The following is a 17086-nucleotide window of genomic DNA, read 5'->3' as shown; positions in this document are numbered from 1 at the left end:
GCACCCGGGTGCAGCGATCGCGGAAGTTTCCGCTTCTGGCAGGTTCATGTACTATCGCGCTGTTCGGGGCCGAATCGGTTTCACCGGCGTCGGAGTGAAGTTCGATGAAAAAATCGCAGCGAAGTACTGACGCGCTCGGATGGCGCGTGCGTGTGGGACGAACGGCGGTGGTGGGCGCTGTCCTTGCCGTCGGGCTTTTGTCGCACACGAGCGCATCTGCACAATCTGCGGAGGAGCTCAACAAGGCGCGTGCGATATTTCGCGAAGGTTTGGCGCTGAGCGCGGCAAACAACTGCGCCGGAGCGCTCGTGAAATTCAAGGCGGTTGCGTCGGTGAAAATGACGCCGCACGTGGCGTTCAACATTGCGGAATGCGAGGAAAAATTAGGAAAACTCGTCTCCGCGCTCGGCAATTATCGCCTCGCACAAAGCGCAGCGGCGGGCGACAAAAGGGCGAAAGACGTCGCGACCGCCGCGGTGCCGCGTATCGCGTCGCTCGAAGAACGCATTCCCAAGTTCACGATCAAGCGTGGAAAAGGCGCCGAAGCAGCGCTCGTGGAGCTCGATGGCAACGAGCTCGGAGCGACGCAGGTGGGCACCGAAATGCCCATCGATCCGGGCCCGCACACGATTATCGGCAAAATCGGTCAGCGCGAGATCTTCAACGAGACGATCACGATTGCCGAGAAAGAAAACAAGTCACTCGAGGTCGTTGCCAAAATCGACAAGCCTCTCGATACGCCACCGCCGCCACCTCCGCCGCCGCCACCGCCGCCGCCACCACCGCCGCCACCGCCGAGTGGCCCGAGCATTCCGGGCATCGTGCTCACGGGTCTGGGCGTGGCGTTTGTCGGAACGGGCCTCGGTTTGTTCCTTGGACCGCGGCAAAGCACGATCGACGAGCTCGACGAATTGTGCGGCGGTGACACCACGTGTCCGCCGTCAGCGAAATCGACGGCGGATCAAGGCAGGCTCTATACGGGCATTGCTCAGGGAGCCGTTGGTGCAGGAATCGTCAGCATTGCAACCGGGGTGATTCTGCTCGCGACCCACGGGTCGAAGAAGTCGGAGCCTGCAAAAGCCGAGACAAGCGTGAAGTTCATCGGTGCTGCGCCCGGCGCGATCGGTGGCATCAGCGTCGTAGGGAAGTTCTAATGGACTATCGAACACGGCTCATTCTGCTTGGCGCGCTGGGGATCGCCGCCGCGCCCATGGCGTGTCTCTACCCGGACTACACCTTCAACGAGCCCGAACCTGGCACGACGGGAGGTGGTGCTGGTCAAGGTGGTCAAGGTGGATCTGGCGGTCAAGGCGGGGGCATGCCGGGCGTGGAAGACTGCGACAACGGCACCGACGACGATGGGGATTCGCTTGCCGATTGCGCCGATGACGATTGCACTACGGGCTACGCGTGTGTGCCGAGCCCGCCGCTCAATTGGTCTGGGTACGTAGCCTTGTTCGACGGCCAAGAAGCCGACCAACCGGCGTGTCCGTCGACGTTTCCGTCATCGTTTCCGGGATATCGCAACCTACTTACGCCGCCGCATTCGTGTAGCGCTTGTTCCTGTGGCAGTCCGGCAGGACAAACCTGCGACTTGGCCGATGTCATCACGGTGTCGGACAAGAATTGTGGATTCGCACCGCAAACGCCGAATTCGATCAATCCGCCGGCAAACTGGCAGGGCGAATGTTATGGCCCAGCGGGGTTGCAGGGCGGGCAGTCATGCGCCGGAGGTCCGTGCAATTCGTCGGTGACGACCGCCAAGCCCACGGTGACAGGCGGAAGCTGTCCACCAAGCGGCGGCGTCGAGGACAAACAGCCAGCGCAATGGGAGGCTTTCGGGTTGGCTTGTTCCGGTGCACCTCAAGGAGGCGGATGCGGTGCAGGGAACGTGTGCCAGCCGAAATCGGCTACGCCATTCCGCAGTGGGCTGTGCGTGTACAGAATGGGCGAGCAGAGCTGCCCCGTCGGAGAGTTCTCACAGCAGTTCATTTACTACGAGAGTGCGACCGACAATCGTGCTTGTTCTCCGTGCGAATGCGAGGCGCCCGCAGGAAGCACGTGCGACGCCACCATCAAGATTTATAGCGACGCAGCCGTGAACACGTGCACCACGGAGATCGCCTCGTTCATGGCAGGCGGTTGCGCAAACCTGATGGGTAACCCCACGGTTTTCGGGCGAGCAGCGACCGTTACGGCCCCAACGGGCGGCTCGTGCGCCGTCAAAGCGGGCGGAGGTCAAGCCACGGGCGCGCTCACGCCGACCAACGCAACGACGTTCTGCTGCATCCCTTGAGGACAAACCGCTGCTGCATGCGGCCCAGAAAAACCGCATGCAGCACGTGAGTTTTGCGGGAAGAACTACTTCTTCTTCGGCGCAGGCGCCGCAGGTTTGGGTGCTGCGGGAGCCGTTCCAGGCTTCGGCGCAGGCGTTGCCGGCGCAGGTTTGCCCGCAGCCGGTCCGCCATCACCGCCCATGTTGTACATCTGGATCGCTCGATCCGTGATCTCGAGGTCGGCACGCATGTAGGGCACGGCGGACTTTTCGAGCACCATCTCGTAGCCGTCTTGAGCTGCGATGCGACGCACGATGCCGATCACGCGCTGCTGAATCGGAAGCATGACCTCGCTCTGCTGCCGTTGCATTTCGCGTTGCGAGTCCATCTGCATCGCCTGAATTTCGACGATGCGTTGCTGGAGATCCGCTTCGCGTTGTGCGCGCTTGTCGTTCGAAAGCTTGCCCTTTTCCTTCTCGTACGCATCGCGATCGCGCATGAAGTCGCGCTGTTTCGCTTCGAGATCGCCCTGAAGTTTGGCCTGAATCTTTTTCAGGTTCGCCTGGGCGCGCAAGCCATCCTCGGTTTCGAAAATCGCGCGTGCCAAGTCGATGACCGCGATCTTCGTATCCGCGGCATGAGCAGTCGATTCGGCAGCGAAGAAACCACCCGTCATGGTGGCAACAGCGACGGCCAGTGCAGGGATGCGCAATCGGGACAACCAGGACACCGGGCGAGCGGAGCGTTCGAGTACGGACTTTTCAGCGAGCATCACGGTCGGGCCTAGCCTCTCCCTCGAGCCGGCGCAAGATTTTCATGCACGGAAAGCGCCTTCAGTTCGATGTGAGGCAAGTCGGGGGGTATGGGGGGCAGAGCAGCCGGCTCGTGTTTTTGCCGCAGGCAAAAACACTCAAAGAGCCGCCTGCGAGCCCCCCATCGTAAACAGACTTCTCGCGAGCGCGTGTCTCACACGCGCGAAGCGAGCGTACAGATCCAGACATCGTGTCAACCACTCGAGGCGTGCGGGTCCTGGAAGTAGCGCCCGAGCCGGTGATAAGCGAGCTCGGCAATGCGGTAGACTTCCTCGTTTCGCCGGACGAATGCGTCGCGGTGGTGAGGCTGTCGGATCGACATGACACGCTCGCAAAGCGCCGTGAACGCCCCGTCGAGCACAGCGTTGGCTTCTTCCTCTTCGCCGCTGGCCAAAAGCGCTTCGATGAGCGTGAGCCGGATGAGCTCGTCCCACTCTTCGACCGGTGCCACCGCGAGGCGATTGTTCGCATCACGCGCCGTCTCCGTGGCCGCTTCGATGGCGCGCCGAGCGAGCTGAACTCGAGACAGAGCGAAGATCGCGAGTATTTGCAGGGCCGGCTGGGCGCGCGTTTCTTCGATGGCCCATCGGGCGAGGTTCAAGGCCGTGGCCAGATCACCTGGTGCACCACGCCAAACCAAGAAGACGATTTCATAGATGCGCGTATTGACGCGGAGGCGCGCGGCGCTCGTGTCGTCGGCGATTCGCGCCGCCTGGCGCTCGTGATCAATGCCGAGATCGAGATTGCCGAGGCGTGCGTAACTCATGCCGAGGTTGTGCAAGGCAAACGCCTCCAAGATGCGCATGCGACGTGCGCGAGCATCGAAAAGCGCACGCTCGAGCATCGCTTGCGCCTCCTCGAACATGCCGAGGTGGTTCAATGACGAACCCACATTGAGCCTGCCGCGCGTGGCGAACGTGACGTCACCGATGCTCTCGGCTGCCTCGATGAGCTGACTGCCCGTGATGAGAACCTCCGATGGGTCGTTCATGTGCGCGACGGCAAAAAGTCGCGCATCGAGGGCGCGCACGAGCGCATCGGCAGCTCCCGAAACTTGCGCCGTAGCCACAGCCTCGTTGGCGACTCTCATGGCTTCCGCAGGCTGAAGACAGTCCACGAGCCCACGAACACGCACGGCCATCAGACCTGCGCATATCGCAGGCGACATCGCTGCCGTGTACGCTGGATGCAGCGAATGGGCGGCACGCGCATCACCCTCCGCTGCGCGCCCCGTTTCAATGAGCGCCGCTGCAACGAGTCGCTGCGCTTCGCCCCACATGTCCGATCCAGCAACGGTCAACTGGACCGCTTCTTCCGCAGCCGCGATGCCATCGAGCAGCCGGCCCATGACGTTCGAGCACTGAGCTTTGGCGAGAAGTAGCTGCGCACGTACCGCGCCCGTCGCACCACAAGCGATCCCGCGATTGGCAAGCTCCAGCGCGGTTTCGAGCTGCGCACCGTTGCTGTACGCCTGCTTCGTCGCACGCGCATACAGGCGCGCCGCACGCTCGTGATCACCACCGGCATCGGCATGCTTGGCAATGAGACCCGCGTCCACGTCACCCACGGACTCGAGCCATTGGCCGACCGCGAGATGCAGTACCGCGCGGTCTTCATCGAGGATCGCTTCGTACGCCGTGTCCCTCACGAGCGCCTGACGGAAAATCCATTCGTCGTCGCCCGAAATGCGCGATTCCGGCTGCTTCGCAACAATCTCCGACGTGACCAGCTCGAACAGCTCGCCATCGACGTTGCGCCCCACGAGCGCACGTACACCGCCAGTCCAAAACGATTGTCCAAACACCGACGCTGCACGAAGCACTTCGCGCACATCGGCTTCGATGCGATCGAGGCGAAGCTGCACCACCGCTTGCACCGTGAGCGGCAAGTCGTTTCGGCCTTCCGCAGCGCACCGTACGAGCTCCTCGAGGAAGAGGGCGTTTCCATCGGCACGTCGAACGAGGTTTGCCCGAGCAGCAGCATCCATGCCGGGCAGCGCCGCCGCTACGAGACGATCCGCTGCAAGAGGCGACAGTGGTGCAAGCGTCAGGCGCGTGATGTTCCGGCGGTCCCAGATCGATCCGAGCCGCGAACCCGAACCCATGTCCGCTCGGCCGAAGGCAAACACGATGAACCGCAAATCCTGGCAGCCCAAGAGCCAATCGACCATGTCGAGCGTCGTGTCGTCCGCCCAGTGCACGTCTTCGAGAACGAGCACCTGCGGGGCGCGTTCCGCTTCGTTGCGAAAGTAGGTTTCAAGGGACAAACGCAGCCGCGACTGCATGAGCTCGGCACTGGCGCGAGCAGCTCGCAAAGGCTCGTCGCCATCGTCGGGGAATGGCACCCCCGCGAGCTCGCCGAGAAAACCCGCGATGAATCGCTGGCCTGCGGGCAATCGAGATGCGACGTGCCGTTTGCACTTGAGGATCTGATCGGTGACGTCCTCGCCGTCGTGTATGCCCATCACGGCCCGAAGCGCCCTGCCGAGCGCGGACAAACTCGACGTTTGGCTCAGCGGATCACCGCGACAAAGCATGATGTCGGGGCGACCGGGAGATACCTCGAGACGCTGCACGAGCTCACCGCGAACGCGACTTTTCCCAATGCCGGCCGGACCGACGACCAGCGCTCCACGAGGAGCCGCATCTTCGACGAGCTCGCCATAAACGCCCTGAAGCAGCGCGATTTCCTTTTCACGTCCAACGGTTGGAGTCGGCCGTCCGAGGAGCTGACGCGCAACGTAGCCACGCGTGTCCTCGCGCAAGAGCACGCCTCCGCGCGCGTCGTTCTGAAGGACAAACCTACCTTCGAGCGCGCTTGCGGCGTTCGAATCGACGCGAACGCTGCCTCGCGCCGTCAGATCGATCTGCGCAACCGCACGCTCCAGCGCTTGGCCGGCCAATTCCTGCCGACCTCGAATGGCCAGGCCAATCGCCACGGCCGCACGACCGTGGGGCATCGATTGCGTGAGCACGAGCGCGGCACGAGCTGCACGCATCACTTCGTCTCCGCGCGATTGCTCCACGCCCAAAACACCCACGAGCTGCCGCTCGCCGAGCAGTGCCTCGAGGCGAGCATCGTCGCCGAGAACTTCACGCACGCGGCGTTCGACATCCGGCTCGAGGCGTGCGCCACCCAGATCGAAAAGCATGACGGCAACGACGCGACGCTCGGCAGATCCCGGTCGCGATGCGGGCACATCGATGCCCGTTTCCGTGATGGTCGTCGATGAGGGTGGTTTGACCGGTACAGCTCGAATCGCCGACGCGCTGCGATCGGTCGCAGGTGGATCGTTGTTCAGTTGCCCCACTCGCGCGAGAGCTCGCGCAAGCTCGCCCCCGTTCTCGAATCGGTCTTCACGCGCTCGCGCGATGGCGCGCAAAATGACTTCCGCGAGCGCCTGGGGCACGTCGAAGCGAATCGTTTGCGGATTGGGTGGATCCTCGAGAACGAGCCTGCTGAGCAGCGCGATCACATGCTCGGTCTCGAAAATGTTTCTCCCTGTCACGAGGCGAAAGAGCGCAGCACCAAGCGAGTAAACGTCGGCGCGCGCATCGATGTCGTCCACACCTCGAGCCTGTTCGGGCGACATGAAGTGAGGCGATCCGATGATCGTTCCGCGCTCCGTTTGGTACTCGTCGGGTTCCGCGGGTTTGACCACGCCGAAGTCGATGAGCTTGATCGCGGTTCCTTTGCCTCGAACGAGAAAGATGTTCGACAGCTTCAAATCGCGATGAACGACGTTGCGAGCGTGCACTGCGGCCATCGCTGCCGACGAGCGGCGTATGACCTCCACGGCATCACGCATGCCCAAAGGAGCGCGGCGCTGACGTTGCCCGACGTCTTCGCCATCGAGCCATTCCATCGCGAAGAAAAAGCGCCCGTCGGACCACGTTCCATGCGCGACGTACTGCACGATGTTGGGATGTCGTAGGTCGGCGAGGATCGAGATCTCTCGGGCAAACCTAACGCGCTCTTGGGGCGTTGCGCTGTCGCGAAGGACCTTCAGGGCGACGTGTTGTCCCGTCGCTTGATCGAGCGCCTTGTAAATGTCTCCCATCCCGCCGCTTCCAGCGCGGCCTACGATCACGAACCGATCCGCCGCATCGCTTGATTCGGGAAACATCGGCACCGATTCCCAGAGTACGTGAAAAGTGCCAGCGATGGGGGAAATTCCGAGCGTTCCGAAGCTCGCCCACAGCGCTGGCGCTGCCGCGACGCGTTCAGGTGACGAAACGTCCGCGTTGACGATCGTAGCGGTTCGTCCAAGCAAGCGTGGCGTTTTCGCCCATGTCGTGGGGTCGCGCCATGAAGCTGCGCCACCGCAAATGCATATTTCAGTGGACGCAGCGTTGTTGGCTGTGCAGTGGTGCGTCATGGCTGCACCGCTGAAAGATTTTTTCGACGAACGACTCGTACGTCGTATTGCAAACACGATCGCCGCTGTTCATTCGGATTTTCCGACGGAAAAGTTCGTCGCTCAATCGATGGTCGGATTGTCGAAGCTCGAGCTCCTCGACCGCGGCAAACACGTCGCCGATGCGCTCGCGAAGACGCTTCCCAATGATTACGAGCAAGCGGTCGACATTTTGTTGCGCTCGCTCGACGTGCCAACGACGCGTGAAGACAGTGCGATGGCAGGTTTCTTTTATTTGCCGCACGTCACCTTCGTCGCCAGATGGGGACTCGAACACTTCGATGCGTCCATGCGCGCCCAGCACGCGCTCACGCAAAGGTTTTCCGCGGAATTCTCCATTCGATATTTCATCCTTCGTGATGCAGACCGAACACTGAAGGTCCTGCGAAGCTTTGCGAACGACGAGAGCGAACATGTTCGGCGGCTCGTTTCCGAAGGCACTCGGCCGCGTTTGCCGTGGGCCGTGAGGCTTCCGGCATTCATTGCAAATCCCGCTCCCGTGCTCGAATTGCTCGAGCTCTTGCGTGACGATCCCGCGCTTTACGTGCGGCGATCGGTCGCGAACAACCTGAATGACATTGCAAAAGATCATCCGGATCTCGTGGTGGACGTATGCAAGCGGTGGAGCGTCGATGCAACGCCCGAGCGAAAATGGATCATTCAGCATGCGCTCCGCTGGCTCGTAAAACGTGGCTTTCCCGGAGCCATTACGCTTCTTGGCGGAGCCGCTCGCCCCAAAGTGCGCATCGAAGGCGTGAACATCGAGCCCTCGCGAGCACAGCTCGGGTCGGTCGTTCGATTCGCATTCGATGTCGTCTCCGAAGCGACGAAAAACCAAAATCTCCTCGTCGATTACATCGTTCATCACCCTGGTGCATCGGGTAAGACGAGATCGAAAGTTTGGAAATTGCGACGTATCGAGCTCGAGGCAAAGGGGCGTGCTAGGCTCGAGGCCAAGGTATCACTCGTGGATCGAACGATTCGAAAGCATTACCCTGGCACATATCGCATCGACGTACGCATCGGAGCGACCGACTTGCCACTTGGTTCATTCGACGTCGCGGCGCCTGCCGTGAGCAAACCGCGTCCTGTAAAGGCGAAACGCGCGAGCGCTTGACGCCCTGCCAATGTTCGCTTTTCGTCGTCTCGTGAGCGTCATGTCATGTCTTCGCCCGTAGGTGCCAATAGACCGTGGCTTTTCGGGCCAGCCGTCGATCTTCTCTTTGGCTGCGGGATTGGTTATGCCCTGCTCGTGGTGGTCCTTGCCGCGTTGGGGCTCGGCATGGATCGCATTCACGGATGGCTGCCGTTCGTCATTCTCGTCACGGGACTACCGCATTATGGCGCGACGCTGGAACGAGTGTATTCGACGCCCGCGGCGCGCAAGCGGTACGGACGATATTCACTTCTGTTTGGTTTGCTCGTGTGGGGCGCGTTCGTCGGAACGCTCGTATCCGGAAAAGGTGCAACGGCGCTCGTCACGCTGTACCTGACGTGGAGTCCGTGGCATTACGCGGCGCAAAATTTTGGCCTCGTGATGATGTTTCTGCGTCGAGCGCGCGCGGAAGTCAGCCCCACGTTTCGGCTGCTCGTCAAAAGCTCGTTCGTCCTGTCGTTTTTGCTCGTATTCGTCAACATCCACCGGGGGTCTTCGGCGTCGGTCAATGATCCCTTGTATGCCGCGCCATCGGCCCGAGATGCCGTACGATTCGCGCCTCTCGGAATTCCCGATGCTTTGTCGAACGTTTTGGTCGTTGCGTTCGGAGCTGCATACCTCGTCGTCACGATTGCGTGTTTGGTACTGGTGTTCAAACGAACGCCCTCTGGCGCACGTGCGCCGATTTTGGCGCTTCTTGCAAGTCAAAGCGTGTGGTTCGTCCTGCCCGTCGCGCTGGGGCAGTTTGTCCCGGAATGGGTTGGGCCAATGGGGCCCGTGGCGCTCGCATTCATCTGGGTAGCGATTGCTCACAGTGTTCAATATTTGTGGATATCGCTTCATTTTGCGCGTGCGTCGGGACGGACCGATACGACGTATCGGTCGATTGCGCGATATTTCTCGTTTGCGGTGTTTGCCGGTGCGGCGCTGTGGGTTTTTCCAGTGCTCGCTTCGGTCAAAGGGGGCCTCACGCGGATGCCCCACGAATCGGGGCTCGATATGGTCGTCGCGGCCGCCGTGAACTTGCATCACTTTTTGCTCGATGGAGTCATTTGGAAACTTCGAGATGCTCCGGTGAGGGAAGCATTGGTCGACGAGCAAACTCCTCCGGCGAATGAAAAATCGTCGCGCGTGGGTTTGTCCTTCGGGCGCGTGCTGCTTGCATCGGTCGGAACGATTGCGGTCGCGTCTTGGATCATTGCGGCATGGGAGCAGGAAGTGGGTCGACGCCATTCGGTGGCCAAAGGCGATCTCGCGCGTCTCGAAATGGCGGCACGGCGGCTGACGATGATTGGGCGTGATGGCCCGCGCATTCATCAAGCCATTGCAAAAATTCATAAGAACCGCGGCGAGTACGATGCCGCGCTCGTTCGCTACAGGCGTAGCATCGAATTGTGGCCGACGGCTTCGGCGTGGGTGGGTATTGGCAAGATTCACGAAGTCCGAGGCCAATTTGCCGAAGCGCGCAATGCGTACGAAGCTGCTTTGTCGGTCGAGCCGAATCACGCGAGCGCTCTCGACGATCTCGCGCACGTCATCGCGGCGCAGGGCGATTTGGAGGGAGCAGTGCGGATGCAGCGGCGCGCCATCATTGCGGCGCCCGATCGAATGGACCTGCGGCGTCGTTATGACGCATTGCTCGTCAAGCTCCCCATCGCAGCAGACGACGCTACCGAGGAAATCATCGTCGACGTGTACGATGCAGGCGTGGTCGATTCGGAGCGGTGAATTCCCATCGAAATATTACCGTGGATGTCTGATGCCTGGTCGCTCGCGCGATGCGTCAAAAACCTGACGGACAGTTCCGGTTGGTCTTCGCAAAAATGGTGTACGAATTTCAGGCGTTTCCGTTAGTCTCGTCCGATTCGTGCTTGCGGACTTTGCCCGTATCTGCAGGACAAACTCGTTCGTCTGGAGTCATTGCACGTGATGAAGCGTCACATACGTTTTTTGCCGCTCACCCTCGCGCTGTTCGGAGCAGGTAGCGCTCACGCTGGGCCGCACGAGAACATTCACAAGGCAATGGATGCAGCGCCGCTGCCGAATGTTTCGCCGCGCGTCGATTCGCCCGTAGGGAGGGTCGCTTCGATCGATGAAAAGCGTGGAGTGCCCACGTTTTTATGGGTGACGCCGCCGGAAGCCGCGCGTTTTTCTTCGCGCACGATGACGCAACCAGCAGAGCGTATCGCCCGAGATTTCGCTCTCCAGAACATGGGTCTCTACGGTTTGTCCGGGCCTGCGATCGACACGATGTACGTGCGGCGTGTGGACGATTCGGGCCGCGGGGGAATCATCGTCGTGCTCGCGCAGAGGGTCGATGGCATCGACGTTTGGCAGAACGAGATGAAGGTGCTGCTCGATCGGCAGGGCGATGTGATCGCGGTGGGTGGCAACCTGCATGCGGATGCAATTTCGACGGCGAAAGGCGGCGCGAAGCGATCGTTTACGGTGGCGCACGATCAGGCGGTAGCGAGTGCTTTCGTTGCGCATACCGATATCCGGATCCAGGGGTCGGACTTGTTGGATACGGGCCGTGAGCAGAACGGCTACAAGTATTTTGAGCTCAAAGAGACGGCCGAGACGAAGAGGCAAGGGCTCGTGTTTGCGAACGCGGCGCGCGTGAAGAAGGTGTTTTACGCGATGCCGGAACGCCTCGTGCCGGCGTACTACCTCGAGCTCGATCTGGCGAAGGTGGGTTCGACGAGCGCGGATCTCTGGGGTTATGTGGTGTCTGCGGAGACGGGTGAGCTTCTCGAGCGGGATCATCTGACGCAGGATGTGGCGTTCAACTACAGGGTGTGGGCTGATACGACCGCGCCAAACACGCCGCTCGATGGTCCGATTGCGGATTGGACGCCGCATCCGGCGGGTGCGCCGACGGGGGCGGTGCCGCCGTTCATTTTGCCGACGATGATATCGATGGAGGGATTCAATACGAATCCGCTCAATGTTGCTGATCCGTGGCTTGCGTCGAATGCGACACAGACGCAAGGGAACAACGTCGATGCGTATGCGGATCTCAATGCGCAGAATGGTTTTACCGCGGGCGACATTCGAGCGAACACGACGAGCGCGAACACGTTCGATTATACGTACGACACGGCGCTTGCACCGAATTCTTCGCAAAACCAGATCAAGGGATCGGTGACGTCGTTGTTTTACCTAAACAACTGGCTGCACGATTATTTTTATGATTCTGGGTTCAACGAGGCCGCGGGCAATGCTCAGACCAACAATTTCGGTCGCGGCGGAGCTGGGAACGACGTGCTCCTTGCGGAGGCGCAGGATTACAGCGGCACGGACAATGCGAACATGAGCACGCCGGCGGACGGGGCGTCGCCGCGAATGCAAATGTACGTCTTTACGGGTGCGATCAAGGGCAACCTCACGGTTCAGCCGCTCAATGTTTCAATGGGCAATCAGGTTGCCGCATTCGGCCCGAATCCATTTACAACCACGGCGCAGTTGATTCTTGGCGATGATGGCACGGGCCCCGACGTCAACGATGCATGCGAAGCGATTACGAACAACGTGTCGGGCAAAATCGTACTCGTCAATCGTGGTACGTGTACGTTCGAATCCAAGGTGCTCGTGGCGCAGCAGGCGGGCGCCGTCGGTGTGCTCATAGCGAACAACGTCGCCGCGGGATTGCCTGCGATGGGGGACGATGTCAATACGACGGGCGTTACGATTGGATCGCTCGGGATTTCTCAAGCGGATGGCGATCTGCTGAAGGCCGAGATGCTGAATCAGACGCTGACGGTGACGATGTCGGCGAATCCTCAAAAGGTCAATCGCGACGGGACGCTCGATAATCAAATCGTGGCGCACGAATGGGGGCATTATCTTCACCGAAGGCTCGTGACGAATTGCCCGACGATCATTTGTGGCGTGAGCCCCAATCAGTATCAATGCAGTCAATGCGGTGGCGAGGGTGAGGGGTGGGGTGATTTCGTTGCGCTGCACATGACGCTGCGCGACGGTGACGATGTTACATCGGGCACGTTTGCTGCGGCGATTTATGCATCGGATGCGTTTGGCGATGGTGCCTATTTCGGAATTCGGCGATTCCCGTACACGCGTGATTTTTCGAAAAATGGGCTCACGTTCAAACACGTGACGGATGGGGTAGCGCTGCCTGCGGGACCGCAAAATCCTTCGTGGCCCAACAACTGGGAAGTGCATAACTCGGGCGAAGTGTGGGCTGTGATGGTGTTTCAGGCGTATACGCAGCTCATTCTCAACGGTGGTCATACGTTTGCCGAAGCGAAACGGCGGATGGCCGATTACATCGTCGGCGGTATGAAACTTACGCCGAACAACCCGACGTTCACGCAGCAACGGGACGGCATTTTGGCGGCAGCTCGCGCGGCCGACATCAATGATGCGATACTTTTGGCCGATGGTTTCGCGGCGCGCGGGGCTGGCACGTGTGCGGTATCTCCGCCGGCGAATTCCACGACTGGCTCGGGCGTCGTCGAGGATTTCGACAACTCGGGCATCATGCAACTTGCTGAAACAACCGTTACGGAGACGACTGGTTGCGACAATGACGGCGTGGTGGATACCGATGAAAGCGGCACGGTCAACGTGTCGGTTTTCAATTCGGGAATGGGCTATTTGCTGAATACGAACGTGACCGTGACGTCGAGCACCGGGGCGGTGACGTTTCCGGGTGGCAATTCGGTGATCATTCCGAGCATTGCACCGGGCGCGACGGGGGTGGCCAGCGTGCCGGTGGCGCTCGCGGCGGGCACGACGGCGATTACGGATGCCGATTTCGCGATTACGGCGACGAACGCGTCTGCGTGCACCACGACGGTGAACGGAACTGCGACCGCGCAGATGAATTTCGATAATGTGCTGAATAGCTCGACGATAGAGGAGTTCGAGAGTCCGCTCGGAACGTGGACCGAATGGGGCGCGGCTGGATACGAGACATTGGCGACGACGTTATGGTCGCGGGTGCGTCAAACGACGCTCGATTATCGATACCAAGGGGCCAACCACACGACCATATCCGATACGGCGCTCGAATCGCCGAATTTGACGGTGGGCTCGGGCAACCTGACGATTACGTTTGCCCATGCATTCGATTTCGATTACACGAATCCGCCGCTCAGGTATTATGATGGCGGCGTCGTCGAAGTGTCGAACAACAACGGCATGACATGGACGGACGTTGCCAATCTTGGCGCAGCACCTGGATATTCGGGGACGCTTCAGAACGGTACGGGCAATCCGCTTGCAGGCCGACCAGCGTATTCGCGTCGCAATGCTGCATGGCCGAATACGAACACGGTGACGTTGAATCTCGGGACGCAGTTTACTGGGCAAACGATAAGGATTCGTTTCCGCATTGGAACGGACAACGTCGTCCGAACGGCGGGCACGCAGGGTTGGTTCATCGATACAGTCAATGTGAACGGAATTACGAACGTTCCGTTCCACACCATAACGACCGACCCGCTCGGATGTTCATTGTGCGATGGTGTGATGTGCGACGACAACAATCCGTGCACGAACGATTCGTGCGATCCTGGTACGGGCAACTGCGTCGTAGCGAACGTATCGAATGGAACGTCGTGCGATGACGGCAATGCGTGCACGCAAATGGATACGTGCCAAGCGGGCGCGTGTACCGGGGCAAACCCGGTGACGTGTACGGCGTCGGATGCGTGTCACGTTGCGGGCACGTGCGATCCTGCGACGGGCGCGTGCAGCAATCCGACCGCGCCGAATGGAACATCGTGCAATGACGGCAATGCGTGCACGCAAATGGATACGTGCCAAGTGGGCACGTGTACCGGGGCAAACCCGGTGACGTGTGCGGCGTCGGATGAGTGTCACGTTGCAGGCACATGCGATCCTGCGACGGGCGCGTGCAGCAATCCGACCGCGCCGAATGGAACGTCTTGCAATGACGGCAATGCGTGCACGCAAATGGATACGTGCCAAGTGGGCGCGTGTACCGGGGCAAGCCCGGTGACGTGTACGGCGTCGGATGAGTGTCACGTAGCGGGCACGTGTGATCCTGCGACGGGCGCGTGCAGCAATCCAACTGCGCCGAATGGAACGTCGTGCAATGACGGCAATGCGTGCACGCAAATGGATACGTGCCAAGCGGGCGCGTGTACCGGGGCAAACCCGGTGACGTGTACGGCGTCGGATGCGTGTCACGTTGCGGGCACGTGCGATCCTGCGACGGGCGCGTGCAGCAATCCAACCGCGCCGAATGGAACGTCGTGCAATGACGGCAATGCGTGCACGCAAATGGATACATGCCAAGCGGGCGCGTGTACCGGGGCAAGCCCGGTGACGTGTACGGCGTCGGATGCGTGTCACGTTGCGGGCACATGCGATCCTGCGACGGGCGCGTGCAGCAATCCGGAAGCTCCAGAGGGCACGCCGTGCAGCGACAACGACGCATGCACCCAGATGGATTCGTGCATAGCAGGTATGTGCACTGGGGCAAACTCCGTAACGTGTACGGCATCGGATCAATGTCATGTTGCGGGCACGTGCGATCCGGCGACGGGCATGTGCAGCAATCCCCAGGCTGCCGAGGGCACACCGTGCAACGATAACGATCTCTGCACGCTCATGGATGCGTGTGTAGATGGCACATGCACGGGAACGAACACCATTACGTGCGCCATGCCGGACGAATGCCATGACGCGGGCGCGTGCGACCCAATGCTCGGGTTCTGCGTGTACCCGGTAAAACCCGATGGGACGCCGTGCCCCAATGGCACATGTCAATCCGGTACTTGCATGACCGGCACGGGTGGCGCTGGCGGTATGGCCGGTGCCGGTGGAATGGCGGGCGCCGGTGGAATGGCGGGCGCCGGTGGAATGGCGGGCGCCGGTGGAATGGCGGGCGCCGGTGGTATGGCGGGCGCCGGTGGAATGGCCGGTGCCGGTGGTATGGCCGGTGCCGGTGGTATGGCGGGTGCCGGCGGTATGGCCGGTGCTGGCGGTATGGCCGGTGCTGGCGGTATGGCCGGTGCTGGCGGTATGGCCGGTGCCGGTGGAATGGCGGGCGCTGGTGGTTCCGCGGGTGACGGCGGAATGGCCGGTGCTGGCGGCGCTGGCGGCCGCATCGTGACGAGCGGCGGCGGTTGCGATTGCTCTACGACATCGTCCAGCAGCGCCCCGACAGGCTCGGCACTCCTCTTCAGTCTGGGAGCGCTTCTCGCTAGGCTGCGTCGTCGCCGAAATGCATCGACCGCCCGCGTCTGACAACCGCTAGCAATCCCCTAATAACCCCCCAATGCACATGCAATGAGCGTCGCCTGGAGCACTCAGGCGACGCAGCGCCTCATTGCAAATCGGAACGACCGCCGATGCCGGCCTTCAATCGACCCGTATGACGCCGACTTGTTCGATCTTCCCGGGCGGCCTCACGTCCACCGTGAGAAAATGCCGCCCAATCCCGTCCATGCGCTCGGGCAAAGCCCCTCCACCGCCCGAAATATGCGCTGAGATCCCCGCATTCTCGAAGGCGTAATACGAATGGATATGCCCATACAGCGTCAAATCCACGCCACCTGCTGCAAGCTTCGTGAGCAACTTCGTCGCCTCGTTACGGCTCGCAAACGAACCATTTCGCGCGCCCACCGGGTCGATGGGTGCAATGTGCATCGTCACGACGTGTAGTTTGTCGCGGCCTTCATCGAGCCACCCGTCGAGCTGCGAATACACGAGCGGGTCGATCGTCGCACTGGCCGAATCGAGCATCGTGAATTGCACCGAACGGAATGCGAACGAATAATTCCCTCGGCCAAAATAATCGTGATAGAGATCGTCCCGCGTGCCGAGCTCGTGGTTACCCAGCGTCGCATAGCAGGGAAACACGAGCGACTTCATCATCGCTTGGAATGTATCGAGCTCCTCCGGCGAACCTCGACGCGTCAAATCACCACTGATGAGCGCGAACCGAATGTCCGGCGTTTCATTCATTTTTGCATAAAGCTCCTGCACGCTCTCCACGGCTTCTTGCACGTCCGCATAAACCGCAAATCGCCACGGTTTTTCGAGCGTTTCGTCGGGCGCTCCGAGCTTCAACGTGACCGGTTCGCCAGCCGGAAGCTGAAATTGCCATGTTCGCTCCGTCGGATGTGGGCTCGCAATGACCTCGACTGCCAGCGGCTCGGTTACGCCCGACGTCGCGGCAAGCATTGCGTCAGCGAGCACGTTTTCGATGCGCACTCGAAACACGCCGCCCCCTCCCGTCGTCCCTGGATCTATTCGAAACGACACGCTCGGGGCGCTCGCCCATAAATGCAGCTCGGCCTCGTCGATGTTTCGTACGGCTGCGAGCCCGCGCTCCACTTCGACGCGCAATCCCCCATGGCTCGCCCGCCCAATCTCCAAGTCTCGCGCCGCACGACCCGATCCTACGTCGAGGCACGATGACATACTT

8 protein-coding genes are annotated in these 17086 nt (G+C 60.9%); 5 read left to right on the top strand and 3 right to left on the bottom strand.

Translation table 11 applies throughout. The features are described 5' to 3' along the window. The first annotated feature begins 104 nt into the window (after positions 1–104). Both IPM54_07150 and IPM54_07145 read left to right on the top strand, forming a co-directional pair. Positions 105–1154: a hypothetical protein gene (locus IPM54_07150; protein MBK9259602.1), complete on the top strand. Its 1050-nt coding sequence runs from the start codon at positions 105–107 to the stop codon at positions 1152–1154. Then, the gene (locus tag IPM54_07145) at positions 1154–2296 is read left to right on the top strand and encodes a hypothetical protein (GenBank protein ID MBK9259601.1); all 1143 of its coding nucleotides are present in this window, start codon (positions 1154–1156) and stop codon (positions 2294–2296) included. The genes IPM54_07150 and IPM54_07145 overlap by 1 nt, the downstream gene beginning before the upstream one ends. A gap of 65 nt (positions 2297–2361) precedes the next feature. Here the strand turns inward: IPM54_07145 and IPM54_07140 are convergent, their stop codons facing one another. Further along, positions 2362–2952 carry an OmpH family outer membrane protein gene (locus tag IPM54_07140; protein MBK9259600.1) on the bottom strand — a complete coding sequence of 197 codons (591 nt, stop codon included), beginning with the start codon at positions 2950–2952 and terminating at the stop codon, positions 2362–2364. Between the two features lie 329 nt (positions 2953–3281). Beyond that, positions 3282–7214: a protein kinase gene (locus tag IPM54_07135; GenBank protein MBK9259599.1), complete on the bottom strand. Its 3933-nt coding sequence runs from the start codon at positions 7212–7214 to the stop codon at positions 3282–3284. 250 nt (positions 7215–7464) lie between these two features. Here IPM54_07135 and IPM54_07130 point away from each other — a divergent pair, with 250 nt between their 5' ends. From IPM54_07130 to IPM54_07120, 3 genes are all read left to right on the top strand, one after another. Beyond that, a complete protein-coding gene (locus IPM54_07130; protein MBK9259598.1) occupies positions 7465–8622 on the top strand; it encodes a DNA alkylation repair protein in 1158 nt (385 codons plus the stop codon). 45 nt (positions 8623–8667) lie between these two features. Beyond that, positions 8668–10389: a tetratricopeptide repeat protein gene (locus IPM54_07125; GenBank protein MBK9259597.1), complete on the top strand. Its 1722-nt coding sequence runs from the start codon at positions 8668–8670 to the stop codon at positions 10387–10389. 198 nt (positions 10390–10587) lie between these two features. Beyond that, on the top strand, positions 10588–15903 hold the full coding sequence (locus IPM54_07120; protein ID MBK9259596.1) for a M36 family metallopeptidase: 5316 nt from the start codon (positions 10588–10590) through the stop codon (positions 15901–15903). 114 nt (positions 15904–16017) lie between these two features. Here the strand turns inward: IPM54_07120 and IPM54_07115 are convergent, their stop codons facing one another. Further along, the gene (locus IPM54_07115; GenBank protein ID MBK9259595.1) at positions 16018–17082 is read right to left on the bottom strand and encodes a metallophosphoesterase; all 1065 of its coding nucleotides are present in this window, start codon (positions 17080–17082) and stop codon (positions 16018–16020) included. Between the last annotated feature and the right edge of the window lie 4 nt (positions 17083–17086).

The sequence above is a fragment of the Polyangiaceae bacterium genome (assembly GCA_016715885.1).
In the GTDB taxonomy this organism is placed as follows: Bacteria; Myxococcota_A; Polyangia; order Polyangiales; family Polyangiaceae; genus Polyangium.
The sequence above is the reverse complement of the archived record's forward strand: the minus strand, read 5'-3'. Positions and strand labels throughout refer to the sequence as shown.